This window comes from Ectopseudomonas composti (assembly GCF_001567565.1).
GTDB lineage: Bacteria > Pseudomonadota > Gammaproteobacteria > Pseudomonadales > Pseudomonadaceae > Aquipseudomonas > Aquipseudomonas composti_A.
This window is the reverse complement of the sequence record NZ_LSSW01000015.1, coordinates 61038-79288: the sequence shown is the minus strand read 5'-3', so window position 1 is coordinate 79288 and position 18251 is coordinate 61038. Positions and strand designations below refer to the sequence as shown.

Below are 18251 nucleotides of genomic sequence, written 5' to 3'. Positions count from 1 at the left end.
CGACCTGCGGCTCACTCAACGCACTATCGCCAGCTCGAACGCCCCTTCATCCGCATGCGCATGCCGCTGCATGCCCGCCTCATCTACCGCCAATGCCTGCAAGGGTCGCTTGAACGGCTTGTTGTCGAGCGTTTGCAGGCTGCGGTCTTCGTCGGTGGTAATCAGCAGCACATAGCGCTCGCCCTGCTCTGCACGCACCTGCACCGTGCCTTCGATGAAGGCGTAGCGGTACCAGGTTTCCGGATGCAGCTGATATACCGCATCACTGACCAGCCGCGTCGGACGCTTGGCCTCGTCAAGAAACAGCAGCGATGGATAGACCACCTCACGGTTGGCGAAACTGCGCACGCGCAGCCCATAGCTCTGCCGTGAGACGGGTAACTTCAACGCCGCGTAATAGCTGCGCCCCATGGGGAATTCGAAGCTCGGCGAAAAACGATCCAGTTCCTCATAGCGCGGCTCTTGCGCTGACAGCAGACTGAAGTCGCTGTCTCGCATCTGCCCGCAACAGCGAGTCGACAGCTCGCCATACAGGCTTTCACCACGCGCCTGGCTACCTTCGAGCAAGGCCTGCATGGCACTGGTGGGCTGGCCATCGAGCGTCGGCAAGGACGGTTTGCTGCGCTCGAACTCGATCTGTCGCCCCTCGCTGTAACGAACCGTTGAAGCGCCAGAGCGTGGCTGAGCCTCGGCGGATCTGCCAGGCACCGGCGCGTTGTGCATCCGCCCCTGTTCATCGACCCAGGTGTAATAGGGACTGTCGCTGCTGCCGCGCTGGAAGCCGCGCCCCTCGAGCACAGCCGAGTCGATGTAGTCACCAGCCCGCTCACCGCTGGCCAGCACCTGATCACGCCCCGAGCTGCCGGCAACCTGTGCACCGGCGTAGAAGCCGTTCTGCAACTGGCCACTACCGTCGACCCAGGTGAAATAACGCCGCTTGCTCTCCCCGGTACTTGGCGCACTGCCCGGCCAGGCACCGCCATCGCCGAGCCGGGCCTGGTCACTCTGCTCGGCGCGCCGCTGAGCCTTTAGCTGTTGCTCGGCGAAACGGCCGTCGACGAAGGTGTTATGCACCCTGCCGAGATCATCGACCCAGGTCAGGTAGCGACTGCTGGCGCTGGCCTGCATCAGCGGCAAGACCATCAACATCCACAACAGGCTGCGCATCGTCTCAGAACCTCGAGGTGTAGGTCATGGCGAAGATATAGGCCTTGACCGTGGTTTCGATATTGAGCCCGGCGTACGGGTTGTAGACCAGATTGTCCAAGCCTTCGCAGCTGACGTTGCAGCTGCTGCCGGCAGGTATGCTCTGTTTGGAGACGAAGTAGTTGAAGCCGACGTCGATGGTGGTGTCCTTGTCCCAGCGATAGCCCAGGCCAAGGCCGTAGAGATCGGCGTCGCCCACCGGCGCCAGGACGTCTGCCTTGTTCTTCGGGATGGCTGAAGGGCGATATTCGTAGCCTGCGCGCAGCGCCAGACGATCATTGACGTCGTACTGCACGCCAACGCCCCAGCTCCAGGTATCGCGATAGCCGCGGTCGAGGATGATGCTGCGGTCGGTGGCATTGCCGCCACCGAAGGTCTTGGCGATACGCAACAGGTCCAGCTCTCGATCGAACTCGATCTCGAAGTTGTTCCAGTCGCTGTAACCGACCCAGCGCAGATCCAGATTGAACTGCCACTTGTCGAAGGGGCGCACCTTGATACCGGTGCTGAAGGCATCCGGATAGGTCAGCTTCAGCGAGGCGTTGCCACTCTCCTCCTCCGCACCATAGGGAAACAGCGGGCTGAGAATCTGCCCAGCCAGGGCCGACTGGAAGCCTTGCCAGAACCCTGCCCAGTCTTCGCTGTAATCCACACGGTATTTTCCCTTGAGATTCATCCGCGACTCGCTCTGGTAGGTCGCGCCCCATGAGAACCAGTCCGTCGGTTCCCAAAGTATGCCCAGGTTGTAGGAGGGCGACAGACTCTCCTGCAAATCCAGATCGAGGTTGGCCAAGGAATCGAACGGACCGATCTTGCCACCGCAGACGTTGATGAATGGTCCTAGGATTTCATCCAGCCCAGGCAGGCACAGCGCCTCGTTAAGGATGCGAGTCAGGCCAGTCAGCATGCCGGGGTTACGAAAGTCCTGATTGAGCGCAACGGCCTGGTGGGAGAAGCCGATGGACAGTCCGACCGACAGTTCGTCATTGACCTGATAGGCCAGCGACGGCGAGAAATAGGTAATGCGCTGCAACGAGACCTGGCGCCCCTGGAACCGCCCTGGGTCATCATCGGAATCGCGCGAATAACCCAGTGCCATCGGCGCATAGACGTTAGTGGCGAAGGTGAACTTCGAACCCGGCGGGTTGATCGACAGGCCAGCCAGTGGCGCCACCAGCACCGGCAGCTCGGTCATGCCACCAACACCTGGCAGATACATGGTCGGCGTCAACGTGCGGCTGCTGGAGTTCTTGAACGGGTCATCGTCGTAGCCCATGAAGCCATACCCTTCCCTGGCCGCGAACTTGGCGCGGATATCCATCACGCCACTGAGCAGCTTAACCGTGGTCTGCCGCCCCTTGAGCTTGCTCAGGGCTGCCGGGTTGTAATGCACGGCATCGATACCGGTGACGTCGGCAGTCACGGCGTTGCCCATGGCCATGGCCTTGGGATTGCCGATGGTCAGGTTGGTGGCCAGTTGCGCCTGGGCAGGCAGGACGCAGGCCGCGCCCAACCCCAGCAGCAGCGCCTGCAGCTTGGCAAGATGAGTCATGTCAGGTTCGCTCGCTGCTTACTCGGCCTTGAGGCCCTTGATATCCAGGGGCATGGAAATCCCGAGCAGGACATCGGGCGAATCCTCGGTCATGCCGAAACCGGCGTTGACGTTGACGATGGTGTTCGGTGAGGTGCGCAGGCCCAGCGAGAAGTTCATCACCGCACTGGTCTGTTCGTTGCCCTCGAGCGTGACGTCACTGAAGGTGAACTTCGGCGCCAGGTTGTGCGCCATCTGCAACGAGGTAGCCAGCGACACGTCATAGGACAGGGCGTAGGCGAAGCCCATGCTCAGCGACAGGCTCGAGCCCGGGTCGACCCTCTCCAGCAGACGGCCGCCGCGTACCTGATCGGCATTGCGGATCGGCAGGTTGTAGGTGTAGCCAAGCGAGCCGAACAGCACCACCGGGTCGATCACGTAGGACAGGTTGGCCCCGACGCCCAGACTGTAGTAACCGCTGCCGGTGGCCAGGCCATCATCCAGACTGACGTCGTAAGGGCTGTCGCCAGTTGGCAGGCCAAGGGTGGCGAACAGCGTGGTGACCGGACGGCCACGCACCGACGACCAGGGCTGCCAGCGGAAACTGGCGGAAATATCCCCCAGGCTGTAGGTGCTCAGGTCACGCTCGGTGTCGTACTTGGCCAGAAACGGCACGCGCATGCTGAAGGTGAGGTTGTCCCACACCCCGTAATCGAAGGTGAAGGAGTTGGTGAAGGTATGCTGCGCCTCGCTTTGGCCGATCACGCTGAAGACGTTCTGCCCGGTACGCACGGTCTGGATCTGCGTATCACGCAACAACGAGTAGTCGAAGCCGTAGGTCAGGGTGCGCTCACCCTTCTTGAGCAGGGTGTAGCTCTTCTCGGCGGCCTGGAACACCTCTTCCAGCGCCTTGGCGCTGTCGGCGTCATCGTCTTTCTTGGTCAACGCATCGCGAGCGTCGTCGACCGTGGTGTCGTCGGCCATCAGCGGCTGCACCGCAACCAGCGTCAGCATGACCAGCCATGCATACCCCGAAACTCCCATGGCGCTATCCCCAGATCGTTATTGTTATGCCGGGTGAATCACTTGCGGCGAATGTATTGGATGTCGCCTCCCGACCCCAGTTGGTCGGCCTGATTCGTGGTGAACTTGGCCATCTGCGGAAATTCGCGAAAGGCCAGCATGCTGATGGTGCGGTCATCGATGATGCGCAGGTCGCGGTCGGTCAGCGCCATGGCGTTGGCCGGCTCGTTGCCGCTGGGGAAGATCACGAACAGTACGTTCTGATCCCAGATCTCCTCGAAGCGCACGCGCGTGAAACTGATGTTGCCCAGCGCCGGATCGGCAACGAATACGTGCTCGTTGTAGACGTCACGCACCACCACGAAATGTTTGAAGCCGGCGTACTCGATGGGCACGATGGCCGGGTGCTCGAGCTGCGCCAGGTCGTCGAAAGCGGCGCGAAACCCACCACTCTTGTAGCCCAGGGCAGTGACGAAACGCTTCATGTCGAGCAGGGAGAAACCGCGGCGCTCGACGATCTTTTCCGCCTCGCCGAAATGCAGCAGCCCTTCCATCACCTGGCGCTCCTGCAGGTTGCGCCCGAGGTAGTAGTCCAAAAGGCTTGTCAGCGCCGCGGAGCCACAGCTGTAGTCATAGGCCTGGCGAATCACGTTGCGAAACTGCAACTGGCTCATCGGCTCCAGCACCACCGACTCGCGCAGCGGGCCATTGGGCAGCAGCGGCTGGGTGATGTTCACGGTGCCGGCGGGCTGCGGTTTGATGTCGACAGCCTCGGTAAAACCGTACAAACCTATCAGGCTGCCCACGAGAATTTCGATCATTGGTCAATCCGCTACTGCGTACAACGAGGCAGGAGCCCGGCCACGAAAGCGGCAGAGCTCCTGTGGATCAGCTCAAGCGAGGATCAATGACCCCAGATCTTGACGGTGGAACCGGCCATGTCGAGGCCGTTGATGGCGACGCCACCGATGGTGCCGTTGCCGATCTTCACTGCATCCACGGCCACCCCGCCGTTGATGCCCGGCAGGCCGATTTCCAGCTTGTTGTCGACCACGTCGATGGTCAGCGGATTGGCTTCGTCGATGTTGAAGCCAGACAGGGTGACGGTGTTCAGGCTCAGGCTGTTGCTGCCATCGCTGACGCCGGTTTCGGTATCGGTGTAGACGATCGAACCGATGGTGGCATCGAAGTTACCGGCGATGCTGATACCGGCCTGACCAGTGACGCCTGCCAGGGCGGTGTCATCCAGCGACTTCAGGTCGGCCTGGGCCATGAACGGGACTGCCATGACGGCGGCGGCGAGAGCGATTTTCTTCAGGGTCATCATTGTTGTTATCTCCACAGTTCAAATGGGGGTTCCCCGGGCTCTGCCGGTGACGTCCTGTCACAAGCAGCCTGACCGGCTCATGCCGATCACCAGACCTGTCGCGGCTTCCTTAGGTACGCCAGGTTTGGAGTCGCGAAACGCGCTGCGCTTCGAGATGGCTACAAGCTACTAACCCGCCATTCAACTGCCAGCCCATCCAAGGGATGGAGCACGGCTCTTTTACCGCCCTCCCCGTCACGCCTCGCTCAACAGCCCCAGACTCTTGCCCTTGAGCACCGCTTGAGTGCGGCTACGTACCCCAAGCTTGGAGAACAGGTTGTGCAGGTGCCATTTGATGGTTGCCTCGGAGAGGTGCACCGCCTGGGCGATATCGCGATTGGAAAGCCCGGCCGCAACGAGCCGCAGTATTTCTCGCTCGCGATGGCTAACATCCTGATTTTCCTCGAAACTTTCAGGATCAATAGCCAGCCTGCGGCACTGTTCACGGAGCATTTCCGCCACCCCCTGCCAGGCGTTGGCGCGCCTGGAGTCGGCACAGCGCCAAGCATCCCAGAGCGGCAACAGCCATAGCGCGTCGTCCTGGAACAGCCGGCGATAACCGCATTGCCAGGCTTCCGCCAGCGTCGAGCGCAACAAGGCGAAGGCTTTTTCGCTGTTACCTTTGCGCCAATACGCCACAGAAAGTAACAGGCTCAGACGCAGGCGCCGATCTCGCTGGTGCTTGGCGCCCTGCTTCGCCAGACAGGCCTCCAGGCACGCCTGGGCCTTGTCCACCCGTCGTTCGCTCAATGCCAGGCGCGCCTGGCTCAGCGCCAACACCGTATGCGCATCGCCATAGCGCTCGATGGGCAGCGCGGCGATATGGCGCTCCAGTTGCTGATAAATGCGCTGCGCCTCATTGGGCCTGCGCAGCCACAGCAGGAACTGCACCTTGCAGCTCATGCCAATGGCGAATACACGCTCGTAGCCCAGCCCCTGCAAACCGGCCAGCCACTCGTCGAGCTCCTCCAGCCCCTGCTCGCCCGCTCCGGCGAAGAAGCGCGCCCGCGCCATCACCAGCTTGCCGCGACTGATCAACTCGACCGGGGTGGCGACATCACGCCAGGTGGTCGCCAACGGCAATTCGGCGAGGATTGCACCGTGCCGGTCCTGCTCGTAAAGCAGGTCGGCATAGGCCAACGCAAGTGGACCGCCAACCCGGCTACGTCGACCAAAAACCTGCTCCACCCTCGCCCGCGCAGCCTCGGCCAGGGAGCGGCCACGCTCCAGTTCGCCGTATTCCTTGCAGATCAGGGCCTCGATCAGGCTGGCCATCACGTGCAGGTACTCGCTCTCGCACTGGCGCAGGTTCTCCCGCGCCACGGTAATCGCCTTGGCCGCCTCACCGAACTCGCCGAGCAGCGCAAACGCCGCCGCTTGCACGCACGCCAGGCTGGCACGGAACACCGGCTGGTTCTGCGGCACCAGCGCCAGCCACTGACTGGCGACCTTGAGGCAGGCTTCGAGCTTGTCCTGATACAGCATGACCAGCGCCTTGAGCACCTGAGCGGCGGCCAGCAGCTCGATCAGCCCGAAGTGCATACCCTTGCCGCGCCCTTGCGTCAGGCGCGTGCTCACCTCCTCGATCAACGCCTCGGATTCGGCGAACTTCTGCTCGAACGCCAATTGCCAGGCATAGAAGATCTGGAACACCGGCTGCTCGGTGATCTCCACCGGCGGAATATCCTTGAGAATGGCGAGGATGCCGTACACCCGATTGCCGGCGATCAGGCGCGCGCCCTGGCGCTCCAGCAGTTCGGCGGCGAACGCGTAATCGCGAGCCCGCAAGGCGTACTTGATCGCCTTGTCGGCGAGGTCGTTGCTTTCGCACCAACGTGCCGCCGCGTGCAGCAGGTGCGCCGGGTCGCCACGTTTGGCCAGGCGTCCCTGCAGGAACTCGGCGAACAGATGGTGATAGCGAAACCATTCGCCCTGCTCGTCCAGTGGGATCACGAACAGCTGCTCACCCTGCAGGCGATGCAGCATGTCACCACCGTCCTGATGTCCGGTAAGGGCGTCACACAGGCCGGCGTTGAATTCATCGAGCACCGAGGTCTGGTCGAGAAACAGCTGCATCGCTTCCGGCAAGCTGGCCACCACATCCTCGGCCAGGTAGTCGGCGATATTGCGTTCGGCGCCTGACAAGCCGGCGAGAAACGCGGCGCGATCGCGCTGGCGCGGCAAGGCCAGCGCCGCCAGATGCAGGGCCGTGATCCAGCCCTCGGTACGCGCATGCAGCAGATCGAGCTCATGGTCATCCAGAGCCAGGCGCTTGATGTCGCGCAAGTAAGCGGCCGTCTCCGCCCGGGTCAGACGCAGGTCCTCGGCCTTGAGCCAGAACGCCCAGCCAGCGAACGCGGGCGACTCATCGAGAAAACGTGGCTGATGACGGGTACTGGCCACCAGTCGTACCTGTTTGGGCAGGCGCTCGATCAGATAGCGCGAGCTCTGACCAAGCGTGGGATGGCGAATACGGTGGAAGTCGTCGAGCATCAGGTAGAGGTCTTGCGGCAGCCCTTTCAGATCATCGATAAATGCATCTATCGCTGCCTCCAGGGGCCAGCTGATCTCGCCCTGAAGCAGCGCCGTAGCGCTGCTCCCGAACCCCGGGCAGACGGCGGCGACGGCCGCCACCAGGTACTGCAGCAGCCTTGCCGGTTCACTGTCGCTCTCATCGCACGACAACCAGGCGACGCGCGCACCTTGCGCCTGCAAGCGACTGCGCAACTGGCTGAGGACGGTGCTCTTGCCGAAGCCGGCGGGTGCACTGAGAACCATCAGGCGTTGCTCACGCGCCTCCAGCAAACGCTCGATCAAGGCCGAACGCTCCAACAGCGGAGCGCCCTCGGCGTGGGCGGGATACAGCTTGGTACGCAACAGCGGAGCAGCAGCTTGGCAGGTCGGATTCTGACTGTTCATGATTCGAGTAGGCTCAGCTCGCGGGCACGACGGATGGCTTGGGTGCGGTTACGCACCTTGAGCTTTTCGTAGATGTTGTGCAGGTGCCATTTGACGGTCCCCAGGGCCAGCGACAGCTGCTGGCCGATCTCTTCGTTGGACATGCCCTTGGCGGCCAGGCAGACCACTTCGCGCTCACGCTCGGTCAGCCCTTCCTCCAGCACATCCAGCGCCTGCCGTGACTCCTGGCCGGGCCAGGCGCTCAACAGACTGCGAATGAATACCTGCAATGCCGGTTGGCGCTCGGCGGACTCCAGCTGCTGCAACATCTGGCGGATCGCCTCGCCTTCCTCGATGAACAGGCTGCGAACTTCTTCTCGTTCGGCCCCGATCAAGCACTGCACCAGCAGGCTTTGTGCGCGCTCCTGATAGCCCAGACGCTGATAGCTCAACGCCGCGAGCAGATCCAGGCGCAGGCCGTATAGCCCGTGCCAGCCTTCCTGCAACTGACCGCGCAGCTGGGTGATCTCATGCAGCGCTTCGCTGTAATGTCCGCGCGCCTGCTGCAGGCGAATGCGGGTCAGCCCCAACACCCAGGACACCGGGTTGAAACTGCGCTGTTTGTAATGACCTGCCAGCTTGTTCCAGTCCACCGACTTCAGGCGCTGTTCTGCGCGCTTGCTGCGATCGGCCAGCGGTTCCTGAAGCGTCCAGGCAATCTCCTCGCCCACAGCCTGCACGTAGAAGCGCCAGGAGTGGTGACGGGCTGCCAGATTCTGCATCAGCACCAGAGTCGCGACGGCCTCCTTCGGAGCATCCTGCTGACGCTGCAAACGCGCCAGACAGAGCATCGCCTGAGCATAGAGATCGATCGGATTGATCACGTCGACCGTCGCCAGAGCCCAGCGCAGCCGATCCTGCAGGCCTTCCAGGCGGCCTTGCTGATAGGCGATCAGCGCCTCGCTGATGGTGGGTAGAACCAGCGCGCGGGACTTTTCGCCGAACCAGGGCATCACGCGCGCGCGTAACTGTTCGAACAACAGCTGTGCCTGCTTCACTCTTCCCTGTTCCAGACACAGCAGGATTTCCACATTGGCCAGCTGCATGTCCAGATAACGACCTTCGAGGAAATGGTTGCGCTGCTGCGCCAGCGCCAGCAGCTTGCGCGCATGGCCGCCCTGGCCGAGCATGACGCTGGCCAAAGCGCCGACGGTGAGAATCGCCACCTCAAGGAAGGCCGTGTGCTGGCCCAGTTGCGCCTCGATGCGCCGCGCCAGAACGACGCAGGTATCCAGGTCGTCTTTCTGCAGGGCGATCACCGCCTTGATCGCCAGCGTCGCCAATACCTTGTCACTCAGCGGCCCGTTCGTGCGTGACTCGCCCCAGCGCTCCAGCAGCTCATCGAGCATGCGATTGGCCTCGCTCAGCCCCAGCTCGGCCGCACGGGTCCAGACATCGGCCAGCACCAGCACGGGAAAACGCGCAGCGATCTCGTCCGGCACGTGCTGGCGCCATTTGTAGATAAGGTTGAGTTGGCCACGGTTGATCAGCTCCAGGCCGCAGCCGTCGAGCAGCGCAGCGAGCATCTCGGCATCTTCGGCATGACGGGCGTGCTCGATGGCCAGGTTCTGCATGTGGTGATTGGTGAACCACAGGCTGGCATTGAAATGCAGCTGCTTGAAACGCTCCGGATCGCGCTCCTTGAGGCGCGCACGGAGAAATTCGGCGAACAGGTTATGGAAGCGATACCACTGGCGTTCGCGATCCATGGGCAGGAGAAACAGCTGCATGACCTCCAGGTCTTCCAGCAGCTGCTGGCCGTCATGGCGTCCGGTCAGCGTACTGGCCAGATCACCGCTGAGCTGTTGTGCCACGCCGAGTGCCAGCAGTTGCTCCTGACGCTCGGCCGGTAACTGCTCGAATACCGAGCGCAGCAGGTAGTCACCCACGGCGTTCTTGTCGGCGCCCAGCTCCGCCATGCGCTCGGTCGGTTGCGGGTGGTTGCGCAGCCACAGGCTGGCCAGGTGCACCCCGACCATCCAACCCTCGGTGTGGCTATACAGCGCACCAAACTCCTCGGCATCGAGCTGCAGACCGCTGCGCTCCAGATAACCGCGCGTTTCCTCGGCATTGAGCCTGAGTTCCTCGCTTCCGAGCTCCAGCAGCAACCCCTTGGCGCGCAATGTGGCCAGGCTCAGTGCCGGTTGCGAACGGCTGCCGATGGCCAAGGTGAAATTCGGCGGCGCTAGCTTGACCAGTCGGTTGAGCGCCGCGAGCAGCTCGCCATCCTGGATCAGATGCAGATCGTCGAGCACCAGCAGGAGCGGTTCGCAGCGCAGTGACAGGTCTACCAACAGGCTTTCCATCACCGCCTCGACGGGCACGCGCATGGTGTTGCGCAGGTAGGCCGATGCGTCGTCACCGAAGCCAGGCAATGCGCGGCCCAATGCTTCGATCAGTTGCTGGTAGAAACGTACCGGCTCATCATCGTCCGGACCCAGCGACAACCAGGCAACGGCACTACCGGCCTGAAGACGACGCTCCACCAGCATCGCCAGCGCGGTGGTCTTGCCAAAGCCAGCAGGTGCGCAAAACAGCACGAGACGAGCGTGGGGATGGGCCGATAACGCGGCTTCGACCTGGGGTCTTGCCAAATAGTCCGCAGATGCCTGGGGCGGCGACAGTTTCGAACGCAGCAGGCTTCCAGCGGCTGGACCTATAACTTCATCCATGGCCTGGATCCCTTCGTTAATTATTGTTCTGGTACGACAGTTCAACGTCCTGGCACGACTCAATACTAATCAGCTGAACGCGCCGGAGCAAACCCGGCACAAGCTCTAGGATGAATGTTAGCGGCAGACTACAATCGTCCCTCCCACACTCCCGAATGCCACGCATGCCAAGCTGCTCTCTGCACCCGATTGCTTACCGGAAAGATCCCAGCGACCACTTCCAGCGCATCCGCCAGGCACCCGGCGCCGTACTGCTGGATGCCGGACACCCGGGGGCCGAGCGTGGACGCTATGACCTTATGAGTGCCTGGCCATTGGCAGAACTGGCGCCAGCGAGCGACGAATCGGCCAACGACTTCCTGCAACGCCTGCGAGGCGCATTGCAGAGCCTTGGCCACGCCGATGCACCGGCGCAGCAGCCATTGCCATTCGTCGGTGGCTTGATCGGCTATCTGTCTTATGACTTCGGTCGTCGTCTCGAGGCACTGCCCGAGCAGAGCATCGATGATCTGCATCTGCAGGATGCGCGCTTCGGCCTCTATGCCTGGGCACTGATCAGCGATCACCAGCTGGGCAGCAGCGTCCTGATGTTTCATCCGACCCTGCCGGAGGCCGAGCGGCAGCGTCTGCAAACGCTGTTCGCAGCAGCACCTGAGGATCAAGGCGCCTCCTTCTACCTGACTCAACCATTCCAGGCCGATATCGATCAGCACCGCTATCGCCAGGCCATCGAACGCATCCAGGGCTACATCCTTGCCGGCGATTGTTATCAGGTGAACTTCGCCCAGCGTTTTCAGGCGCCCTGCGAGGGTGACCCCTGGGCCGCCTATCTGGCACTGCGCCAGGCCTGTCCTACGCCCTTTTCTGGTTTTCAGAACCTGGGCAATGGCGACGCCATTCTCAGCCTCTCGCCCGAGCGTTTTCTCAAGGTCAGCCAGGGCCAGGTGGAAACCCGCCCGATCAAAGGCACGCGACGCCGTGGCCATGATGCCGACGATGATCAGGCGCAGGCCCAAGAGCTACTGGCGAGCCGCAAGGATCGCGCCGAGAACCTGATGATCGTCGATCTGCTGCGCAACGATCTCGGTCGCAGCTGCCAGGTCGGCTCGGTGAAAGTGCCGGAGCTGTTCGCCCTGGAGAGCTATCCCAACGTGCATCATCTGGTCAGTTGCGTGACCGCCGAACTGGCGCCCGGCAAGGATGCGCTGGACCTCATCGCTGGCAGCTTCCCAGGTGGTTCCATCACCGGTGCACCGAAGATCCGCGCCATGCAGATCATCGATGAATTGGAGCCAACTCGACGCGGGCTGTACTGCGGCTCCCTGCTGTATCTCGACGTGCGCGGCGAGATGGACAGCTCCATCGCCATTCGCAGCCTGCTGGTCAAGGACTGCAAGGTCAGTTGCTGGGGAGGTGGCGGCATCGTCGCCGACTCCAACTGGCAGGCCGAGTACCAGGAGTCCATCACCAAGGTGAAGGTGCTGCTGGAGACGCTGGAGCGCTTGCCGGCACCGACCCAGTAAGGGCTCCAAACGAAAAACGCCGCGATTCGCGGCGTTTTTCATGGTTCGGCGTTACAGGCTCAGCTTGCGATTCGACGCTTTGAGGAACTCTTGCTTGAGGTCTTCATAAGTGTGCACCGCCGGGAACTGCGGAAACTCGCGAATCACGTTGTCCGGTGCATGGAACAGGATGCCGGCATGGGCTTCGCTGAGCATGGTGGTGTCGTTGTACGAGTCGCCAGCGGCGATCACGCGGTAATACAGACTCTTGAAAGCGATTACCGACTGACGCTTGGGGTCTTTCTGACGCAGTTGGTAGCTGACCACGCGATCGTTCTCGTCGGTGATCAGACGATGGCACAGCAGGGTCGGGAAACCGAGTTGGCGCATCAGCGGCTGGGAGAACTCGTAGAAGGTGTCGGAGAGGATCACCACCTGGAAGCGCTCACGCAGCCAATCGACGAATTCCACTGCACCATCGAGAGGCTTCAGTGTGGCAATCACGTCCTGGATATCCTTCAACTTCAGGCCGTGCTCATCGAGAATACGCAGGCGCTGTTGCATCAGCACGTCGTAATCGGGGATGTCGCGGGTGGTCGCCTTGAGCGACTCGATGCCGGTTTTTTCCGCAAAGGCGATCCAGATTTCCGGGACCAGTACGCCTTCCAGGTCGAGACACGCGATTTCCACAGGCCACTCCTCGGTTGAGCCAAAAAGGAGCCGGCACTCTAGCCGCTGAACCTGAGTGGCGCAATGCAACCTGCTTATAACCATAAGACAGGTCAACAATAGCCTTAGTTATTTAGCTGTATAACCGGCCTTTGCTACCATCGCGCCCTCACGCACTTGATCTGGAGCCCTCAACATGGAACTCGACCTGGACGCGCTCAACGCCGAATTCGGCAACCAGCCTGAAAAGCTGGTTCAGTGGGCTATCGGGCTGGGCAAACCGGCCATCTGCACCACCAACTTCCGCCCGTTCGAAGCGGTGATCCTGCATATGGTCAGCCAGGTCAAGCCGGACATCCCGGTGGTCTGGATGGACAGCGGCTACAACACCGACGCCACCTATCGCTTCGCCAATGAGGTAGCGCGCAAGCTCAATCTCAACCTCATCACCTACCTGCCCAAGCGCTCGCGTGCCCATCGCGAAGCCATCGACGGCCCGGTACCCGCGCTGGACGATCCGCGTCACGCGGCGTTCACCGAAGAGGTGAAGCTCGAGCCCTTCGCCCGCGCCCTGCGCGAGACCGCACCCAGCGTCTGGTTCACCGCCCTGCGCGCGACCGACACTGCCGTACGTGCGCAGATGGATCCGATCAGCATCAACCCGGACGGCCTGATCAAGGTCGCGCCCCTGCTGCACTGGAGCTCCAAGGACCTCTACCAGTACCTGGTCGCCCATGACCTGCCGAACGAGTTCGATTACTTCGACCCGACCAAGGGTGAAGACAATCGCGAGTGCGGTCTGCACCTGAGCCACTGATCGCTCCCGTGCAAAACGAAAATGGCGCCCAAGGGCGCCATTTTCGTTTCGGTCAGGTGTTCAGTGCATCGGTAGTTCGACGCCGCTGAACAGTTCTTCCAGCTCGGACTTGTTGTGGCACTGCACGGCCTTGGCCAACATGTCACGGGTCAGATGCGGGGCGAAACGCTCGATGAAATCGCACATGAAGCCGCGCAGGAAGGTGCCACGCCGGAAGCCGATCCGGGTCACGCTGGGCTCGAACAGGTCATCGGCGTCGAGCACCACCAGATCAGGATCAAGCTTGGCGTCAACCGCCATCTTGGCCACGATGCCAACGCCCAGGTTCAGGCGCACATAGGTCTTGATCACGTCGGCATCGGCCGCGGTGAACACCACCTTGGGCGTCAGGCCGCGATGACTGAAGGCCTCATCCAGCTTCGAGCGCCCGGTGAAACCGAATACGTAAGTGACGATGGGGTGTTCGGCCAGCGCCTCCAGGGTCAGTTTCGGCAGCTTGGTCAACGGATGGCCCTGCGGCACGACAACGCAGCGGTTCCAGCGGTAGCAGGGCATCATGATCAGGTCGTTGAACAGCTCAAGACCTTCGGTGGCGATGGCGAAATCCACGCTGCCGTCGGCCGCCATCTCGGCGATCTGGGTCGGCGTGCCCTGATGCATGTGCAAGGCCACGTCCGGGTATTGCTTGATGAAGGCACTGATCACCGGCGGCAAGGCGTAGCGCGCCTGGGTGTGCGTGGTGGCGATGGATAGCGTGCCCTTCTTCTCGTTGGAGAACTCCTGGGCGATCTGCTTGATGCTTTCGACCTTGCGCAGAATCTCGCCGGCGGTGGTGATGATGCGTTCTCCAGCTGGGGTCACGCGGGTCAGGTGCTTGCCACTGCGAGCGAAGACTTCCACGCCCAGCTCATCCTCGAGCAAGCGAATCTGCTTGCTGATCCCTGGTTGCGAGGTGTACAGGCTCTGAGCGGTAGCCGATACGTTGAGGTCGTGGTGCGCAACTTCCCAGATGTAGCGCAATTGCTGAAGCTTCATATGTTTCCCTCAGAGCAGTAAGGCAGGCCAACAACCGCCAATGCCGTATATAACCATATTATTGGTTTAATCTGACAGACTAGAACTTTTTATTAGCCCTCCGTTACAAATCCCCATGCCCCCGATGCTGCAGCATCGGCACCAGGTACACCGGCACCTCCGACAGCTGCACGATGCGCGCTGCCGTTCGTCCCAGCGGCACAGCCAGCTCCGCACCATGGCTATGACTGCCTACGACCAGCAGATCCACTCCAAGTTTCTGCGCTTCCTCGAGAATCACCGCGGGTGGATCCCCCTGCAGCACCCGCACCGCACGTATCAGCTGCAGGTCCTGCAGACCATCACCCAACTCGTCGCGAAAGCCCTCCAGTACGCGCTGCTCGATGCTGCCCATGACCGTACTCAGCCCATTGCGGCGAAGCTCCCCCAGGATTTCCTCATCCAGATAGGTCTGCAGGACGGACTCGGCGAACAGCCCCATAGGCTCCACGGCGTGCACCACGTAGAGATCGGCCTTGAAGCTACGACTCATTGCGAGGGCGTGCTGCAGCACATAGGAGGCGTAAAGCCCCAGATCGGTAGCATAGAGAATCGAACGGATCACACGGCCTCCTCGACTGCTGGCGCAGGCCCATGATTGAGCTTAGCAGCGCATCAGACAAAGCAAGGTCCGCGAGGTTATTTAGGACGAATGGCTATATGCGGTCGTCCAGGCTCACGGCAGCAGCTCGTTGCTCACACCATGTGGCACATGACCGGTAGCCACCACCTGGCGGGCCTTTTCGCAGTGCCCGGTCTGGTCATCGAAGAACACATCGGCGGCGAAGGCTTCGAGCACCGCTGACTTGTCCAAGCCACCGAGGAAGAAGGATTCGTCCAGACGGATGTTCCACTCACGCAGGGTGCGAATCACCCGTTCGTGAGCTGGTGCCGAACGCGCAGTGACCAACGCGGTACGAATCGGGCACTCGGCTTCGGGAAACTCCTGCTGCAGCCGGTGCAACGCCGCCAGAAATGGTTTGAAAGGCCCGCCTGGCAAGGCTTGCCGAGCGGCTTCACGCTCATGATCCTGAAAGGCGTTGAGGCCGCCACTCTGGTAGACCCGCTCGGAGTCATCGGAAAACAGCACGGCATCGCCATCGAAGGCGATCCGCAGCTCGTTGCTGTTGGCTCGCCGCGCACCACCGGAAAGCAGCGTGGCCGCGCCAAAACCGGCTTTCAGCGCATTGCGCACATCCTCGGCATGGGTAGAGAGAAACAGGTGGCAGCCGAAGGCCGCCAGGTAAGGATCGGGACTGCGCCCGCCGACGAAGGCTGCGCGGGAGATACCGAGGCCGTAGTGCTGGATCGAGTTGAAGGCACGCAAGCCGGTATCGGCGCTGTTGCGCGACACCAGGATGACTTCCACACGCTGCTCGCTAAGACGCTCGTTGAGCCCCAGCAACTTCTCCACCAGCGGGAAAGCGTCGCCCGGCATCAGCACTTCGTCTTCGTGCTCAATCTGATAACGGCGATAGGCTTCCACGCCTTCGCTTTCATAGATCTGGTGACTCTCGCTCAGATCGAACAGTGCCCGCGAAGAGATCGCCAGCACCAACTTGTCCCCCAGCCCCTTGCCCATGCCTAGGCCTCCCTGCGAGCCTGAATGAAGCGAAGCGCCTGATGCAGGGCGCGTACCTTGGGCATATCGACCCCGACCGCGTCCGCAGCGGCCAGTGGCGCCTCATAGATGGCATGCAGTTCCGCCGGGCGGCCCTGAGCGAAATCGTGATACATGCTCGGCAGGTAGTCGGGCATGCGCTGCGTGGCAGCCAGCAGCTTGTCTGCGTAGCTGTCCGGCATGCCGTGACCCAACGCCTGAGCGGCCATGACCACCTCCTGCATCATGCCCGCGATCAGCGCACGGCTGTCGGGATTGCCCATCAGCCGCTGCGTGTCGGCGTCGAGCAACACCGACAGGCCGTTATAGGGGATGTTCCACACCAGCTTCTGCCAACGCGTCTGCGCCAGATTGCGCATCGCCAGCGAATCCAGGCCGGTGCTGCGCAGCAGGTTGGCGCCCTCCTCGGCCAATGCCAGGCGCGCCTCGTCGTCGATCAGCGGTCCGGAGTGGTAGGCCAGATTGATCGCGCCCAGCGCCTGGTGCTCGATGACCCCGGGAGCGCTGCGATGAACGCAGATGTAGCAGAGCCCGCCCAGCAAATGCAGGTCGTCGCGCAACAGTGGACGCAACTCGTCCTCCACTGCCAGGCCATTTTGCAGCAGGACCACCTTGGCGCCAGGCGCTGCAGCTTTGCCGATCAGCGGCGCCAGTTCGGCATTGGCCGTGGTCTTGGCCCCGACCAGCAGCCAGTCGCACGGTGGCATATCGTCGACCTGCTGATAGGCCTGCACCGGCGCCAGATTCACTGCCCCATGCACAGCGCTGTTCAGTTGCAGGCCACGCTCGACCACCGCGCCATATTCGCTGCGCAACAGAAAGTGCACGTCATGGCCGGCGCGCGCCAGCATCAGGCCGTAGAAACCACCAATGGCACCGGTGCCGATGATGCCGATACGCAGCATGGGGGTTTGAGACATCAGGGAAGCTCCTCAGCCGGGCGAAGCATGGCTTCGTCCATGGCAGTAACCAGGTCGGAATGGGTTAGGCGCGCATGCAACGCGCCAAAGAAATGACCGTCCTTGACCAGAAACAACGCCGGAAGATGGAAGACCTCATAGCGCGTCACCAATCCGGCGTTGCGCCCGGCATCGATCCAACACAGGCGCTCGAGCGGAAGTGCCATGCTAGGCAGTGCCTGGCGCGCCCAACGGCAGCTGGCACAACCCGTGCTAGTGAACACCAGCAGCGATGTTCCGGGAAGATCGAGCAGGCGGCGGTCAGCATCCAGGTCGGTCAACTCCAGTTGCGTCGCTATACTGCACTCACTGATATCAGTTTGCCTGCATTCGAGGTCGGTGTTCATGCGTAAGTTTCTGCGTCATCCAAGCGACATGCCGGTGGAACTGGTGCTACGTAGACAAGCCCCCATCCCCCGACAACGGCTGAACAATATCAGCCTGGGCGGGGTTGCATGCAACTCGCCACGCGGTTTTCGCCGTGGCACCTCGGTCGAGCTGCGCATTCCGCTGCTGGGCGACCAGGCTCACTATCCCGGCGTGGTGGCCTGGTGTCGGCGCCTGGAGGACGATTATCTGGTGGGCATCGCCTTCATCGATGAAGACACCCTGTTTCGCGCACGCATGGTCGAGCAGATCTGCCAGATTCAGCATTATCGACAACAGCTCGAACACGAGTCGGGACAGCCAATGGCCATCGAACAATGCGCGCAGGACTGGATCGCCAAGCATGCTGCACAATTTCCCTATCTCGCCTGAAAGCAGCGCCAGTCACTCCCCGGCCAGGGAAAAACGCCACCTCATACGGCCAATCTATGAGGCTCATTGGGCTTAACGCCCATTGTCGTGCAGC

At 61.9% G+C, this 18251-nt stretch carries 16 protein-coding genes; 3 read left to right on the top strand and 13 right to left on the bottom strand.

Annotated elements, in window-relative coordinates; genetic code table 11:
• Positions 1-15: 15 nt before the first annotated feature.
• The 7 genes from PCLY_RS04055 to PCLY_RS04025 form a co-directional block, all read right to left on the bottom strand.
• Complete coding sequence (locus tag PCLY_RS04055; RefSeq protein WP_061238018.1) at positions 16-1167, bottom strand: MalM family protein; 1152 nt, start codon at positions 1165-1167, stop codon at positions 16-18.
• A 4-nt stretch (positions 1168-1171) separates the two neighbouring features.
• Positions 1172-2758: an outer membrane protein transport protein gene (locus PCLY_RS04050; protein WP_061238017.1), complete on the bottom strand. Its 1587-nt coding sequence runs from the start codon at positions 2756-2758 to the stop codon at positions 1172-1174.
• Between the two features lie 18 nt (positions 2759-2776).
• A complete protein-coding gene (locus PCLY_RS04045; RefSeq protein WP_082768012.1) occupies positions 2777-3781 on the bottom strand; it encodes a transporter in 1005 nt (334 codons plus the stop codon).
• A 38-nt stretch (positions 3782-3819) separates the two neighbouring features.
• Complete coding sequence (locus PCLY_RS04040) at positions 3820-4581, bottom strand: C39 family peptidase (RefSeq protein WP_061238015.1); 762 nt, start codon at positions 4579-4581, stop codon at positions 3820-3822.
• 83 nt (positions 4582-4664) lie between these two features.
• A complete protein-coding gene (locus tag PCLY_RS04035) occupies positions 4665-5087 on the bottom strand; it encodes a DUF6160 family protein (RefSeq protein ID WP_061238014.1) in 423 nt (140 codons plus the stop codon).
• A 234-nt stretch (positions 5088-5321) separates the two neighbouring features.
• A complete protein-coding gene (locus tag PCLY_RS04030; protein ID WP_061238013.1) occupies positions 5322-8045 on the bottom strand; it encodes a helix-turn-helix transcriptional regulator in 2724 nt (907 codons plus the stop codon).
• On the bottom strand, positions 8042-10756 hold the full coding sequence (locus tag PCLY_RS04025; RefSeq protein WP_231740104.1) for a LuxR C-terminal-related transcriptional regulator: 2715 nt from the start codon (positions 10754-10756) through the stop codon (positions 8042-8044). Before PCLY_RS04025 ends, PCLY_RS04030 begins: the two co-directional genes overlap by 4 nt.
• A 164-nt stretch (positions 10757-10920) precedes the next feature.
• Here PCLY_RS04025 and pabB point away from each other — a divergent pair, with 164 nt between their 5' ends.
• Entirely contained in the window at positions 10921-12279 is a 1359-nt protein-coding gene (gene pabB, locus PCLY_RS04020) for an aminodeoxychorismate synthase component I (protein WP_061238011.1), read from the top strand.
• Positions 12280-12330: 51 nt separating this feature from the next.
• On the opposite strand, the gene thrH is transcribed toward pabB, so the two are convergent.
• Positions 12331-12948: a bifunctional phosphoserine phosphatase/homoserine phosphotransferase ThrH gene (gene thrH, locus PCLY_RS04015; protein ID WP_024308402.1), complete on the bottom strand. Its 618-nt coding sequence runs from the start codon at positions 12946-12948 to the stop codon at positions 12331-12333.
• A gap of 175 nt (positions 12949-13123) precedes the next feature.
• Between thrH and PCLY_RS04010 the strand changes: the two genes are divergently transcribed.
• On the top strand, positions 13124-13744 hold the full coding sequence (locus tag PCLY_RS04010) for a phosphoadenosine phosphosulfate reductase domain-containing protein (protein ID WP_061238010.1): 621 nt from the start codon (positions 13124-13126) through the stop codon (positions 13742-13744).
• Positions 13745-13804: 60 nt separating this feature from the next.
• On the opposite strand, the gene cysB is transcribed toward PCLY_RS04010, so the two are convergent.
• The 5 genes from cysB to PCLY_RS03985 form a co-directional block, all read right to left on the bottom strand.
• Positions 13805-14779, bottom strand: a complete 975-nt coding sequence (cysB, locus tag PCLY_RS04005) for an HTH-type transcriptional regulator CysB (protein WP_061238009.1) — start codon at positions 14777-14779, stop codon at positions 13805-13807.
• A gap of 103 nt (positions 14780-14882) precedes the next feature.
• Positions 14883-15383 carry a universal stress protein gene (locus tag PCLY_RS04000; RefSeq protein WP_061238008.1) on the bottom strand — a complete coding sequence of 167 codons (501 nt, stop codon included), beginning with the start codon at positions 15381-15383 and terminating at the stop codon, positions 14883-14885.
• 111 nt (positions 15384-15494) lie between these two features.
• Positions 15495-16400, bottom strand: coding sequence for a 5'-nucleotidase (locus tag PCLY_RS03995; RefSeq protein ID WP_061238007.1), 906 nt, complete (start codon positions 16398-16400; stop codon positions 15495-15497).
• A 2-nt stretch (positions 16401-16402) separates the two neighbouring features.
• The gene (locus PCLY_RS03990; protein ID WP_061238006.1) at positions 16403-17359 is read right to left on the bottom strand and encodes a putative 2-dehydropantoate 2-reductase; all 957 of its coding nucleotides are present in this window, start codon (positions 17357-17359) and stop codon (positions 16403-16405) included.
• The gene (locus PCLY_RS03985) at positions 17359-17745 is read right to left on the bottom strand and encodes a YbbN family protein (RefSeq protein WP_061238005.1); all 387 of its coding nucleotides are present in this window, start codon (positions 17743-17745) and stop codon (positions 17359-17361) included. The genes PCLY_RS03990 and PCLY_RS03985 overlap by 1 nt, the downstream gene beginning before the upstream one ends.
• On the opposite strand from PCLY_RS03985, the gene PCLY_RS03980 reads away from it, so the two are divergent.
• Positions 17744-18157: a PilZ domain-containing protein gene (locus PCLY_RS03980; RefSeq protein ID WP_061238004.1), complete on the top strand. Its 414-nt coding sequence runs from the start codon at positions 17744-17746 to the stop codon at positions 18155-18157. The two genes, PCLY_RS03985 and PCLY_RS03980, sit on opposite strands and share 2 nt — an antisense overlap.
• The last annotated feature ends 94 nt before the right edge of the window (positions 18158-18251 follow it).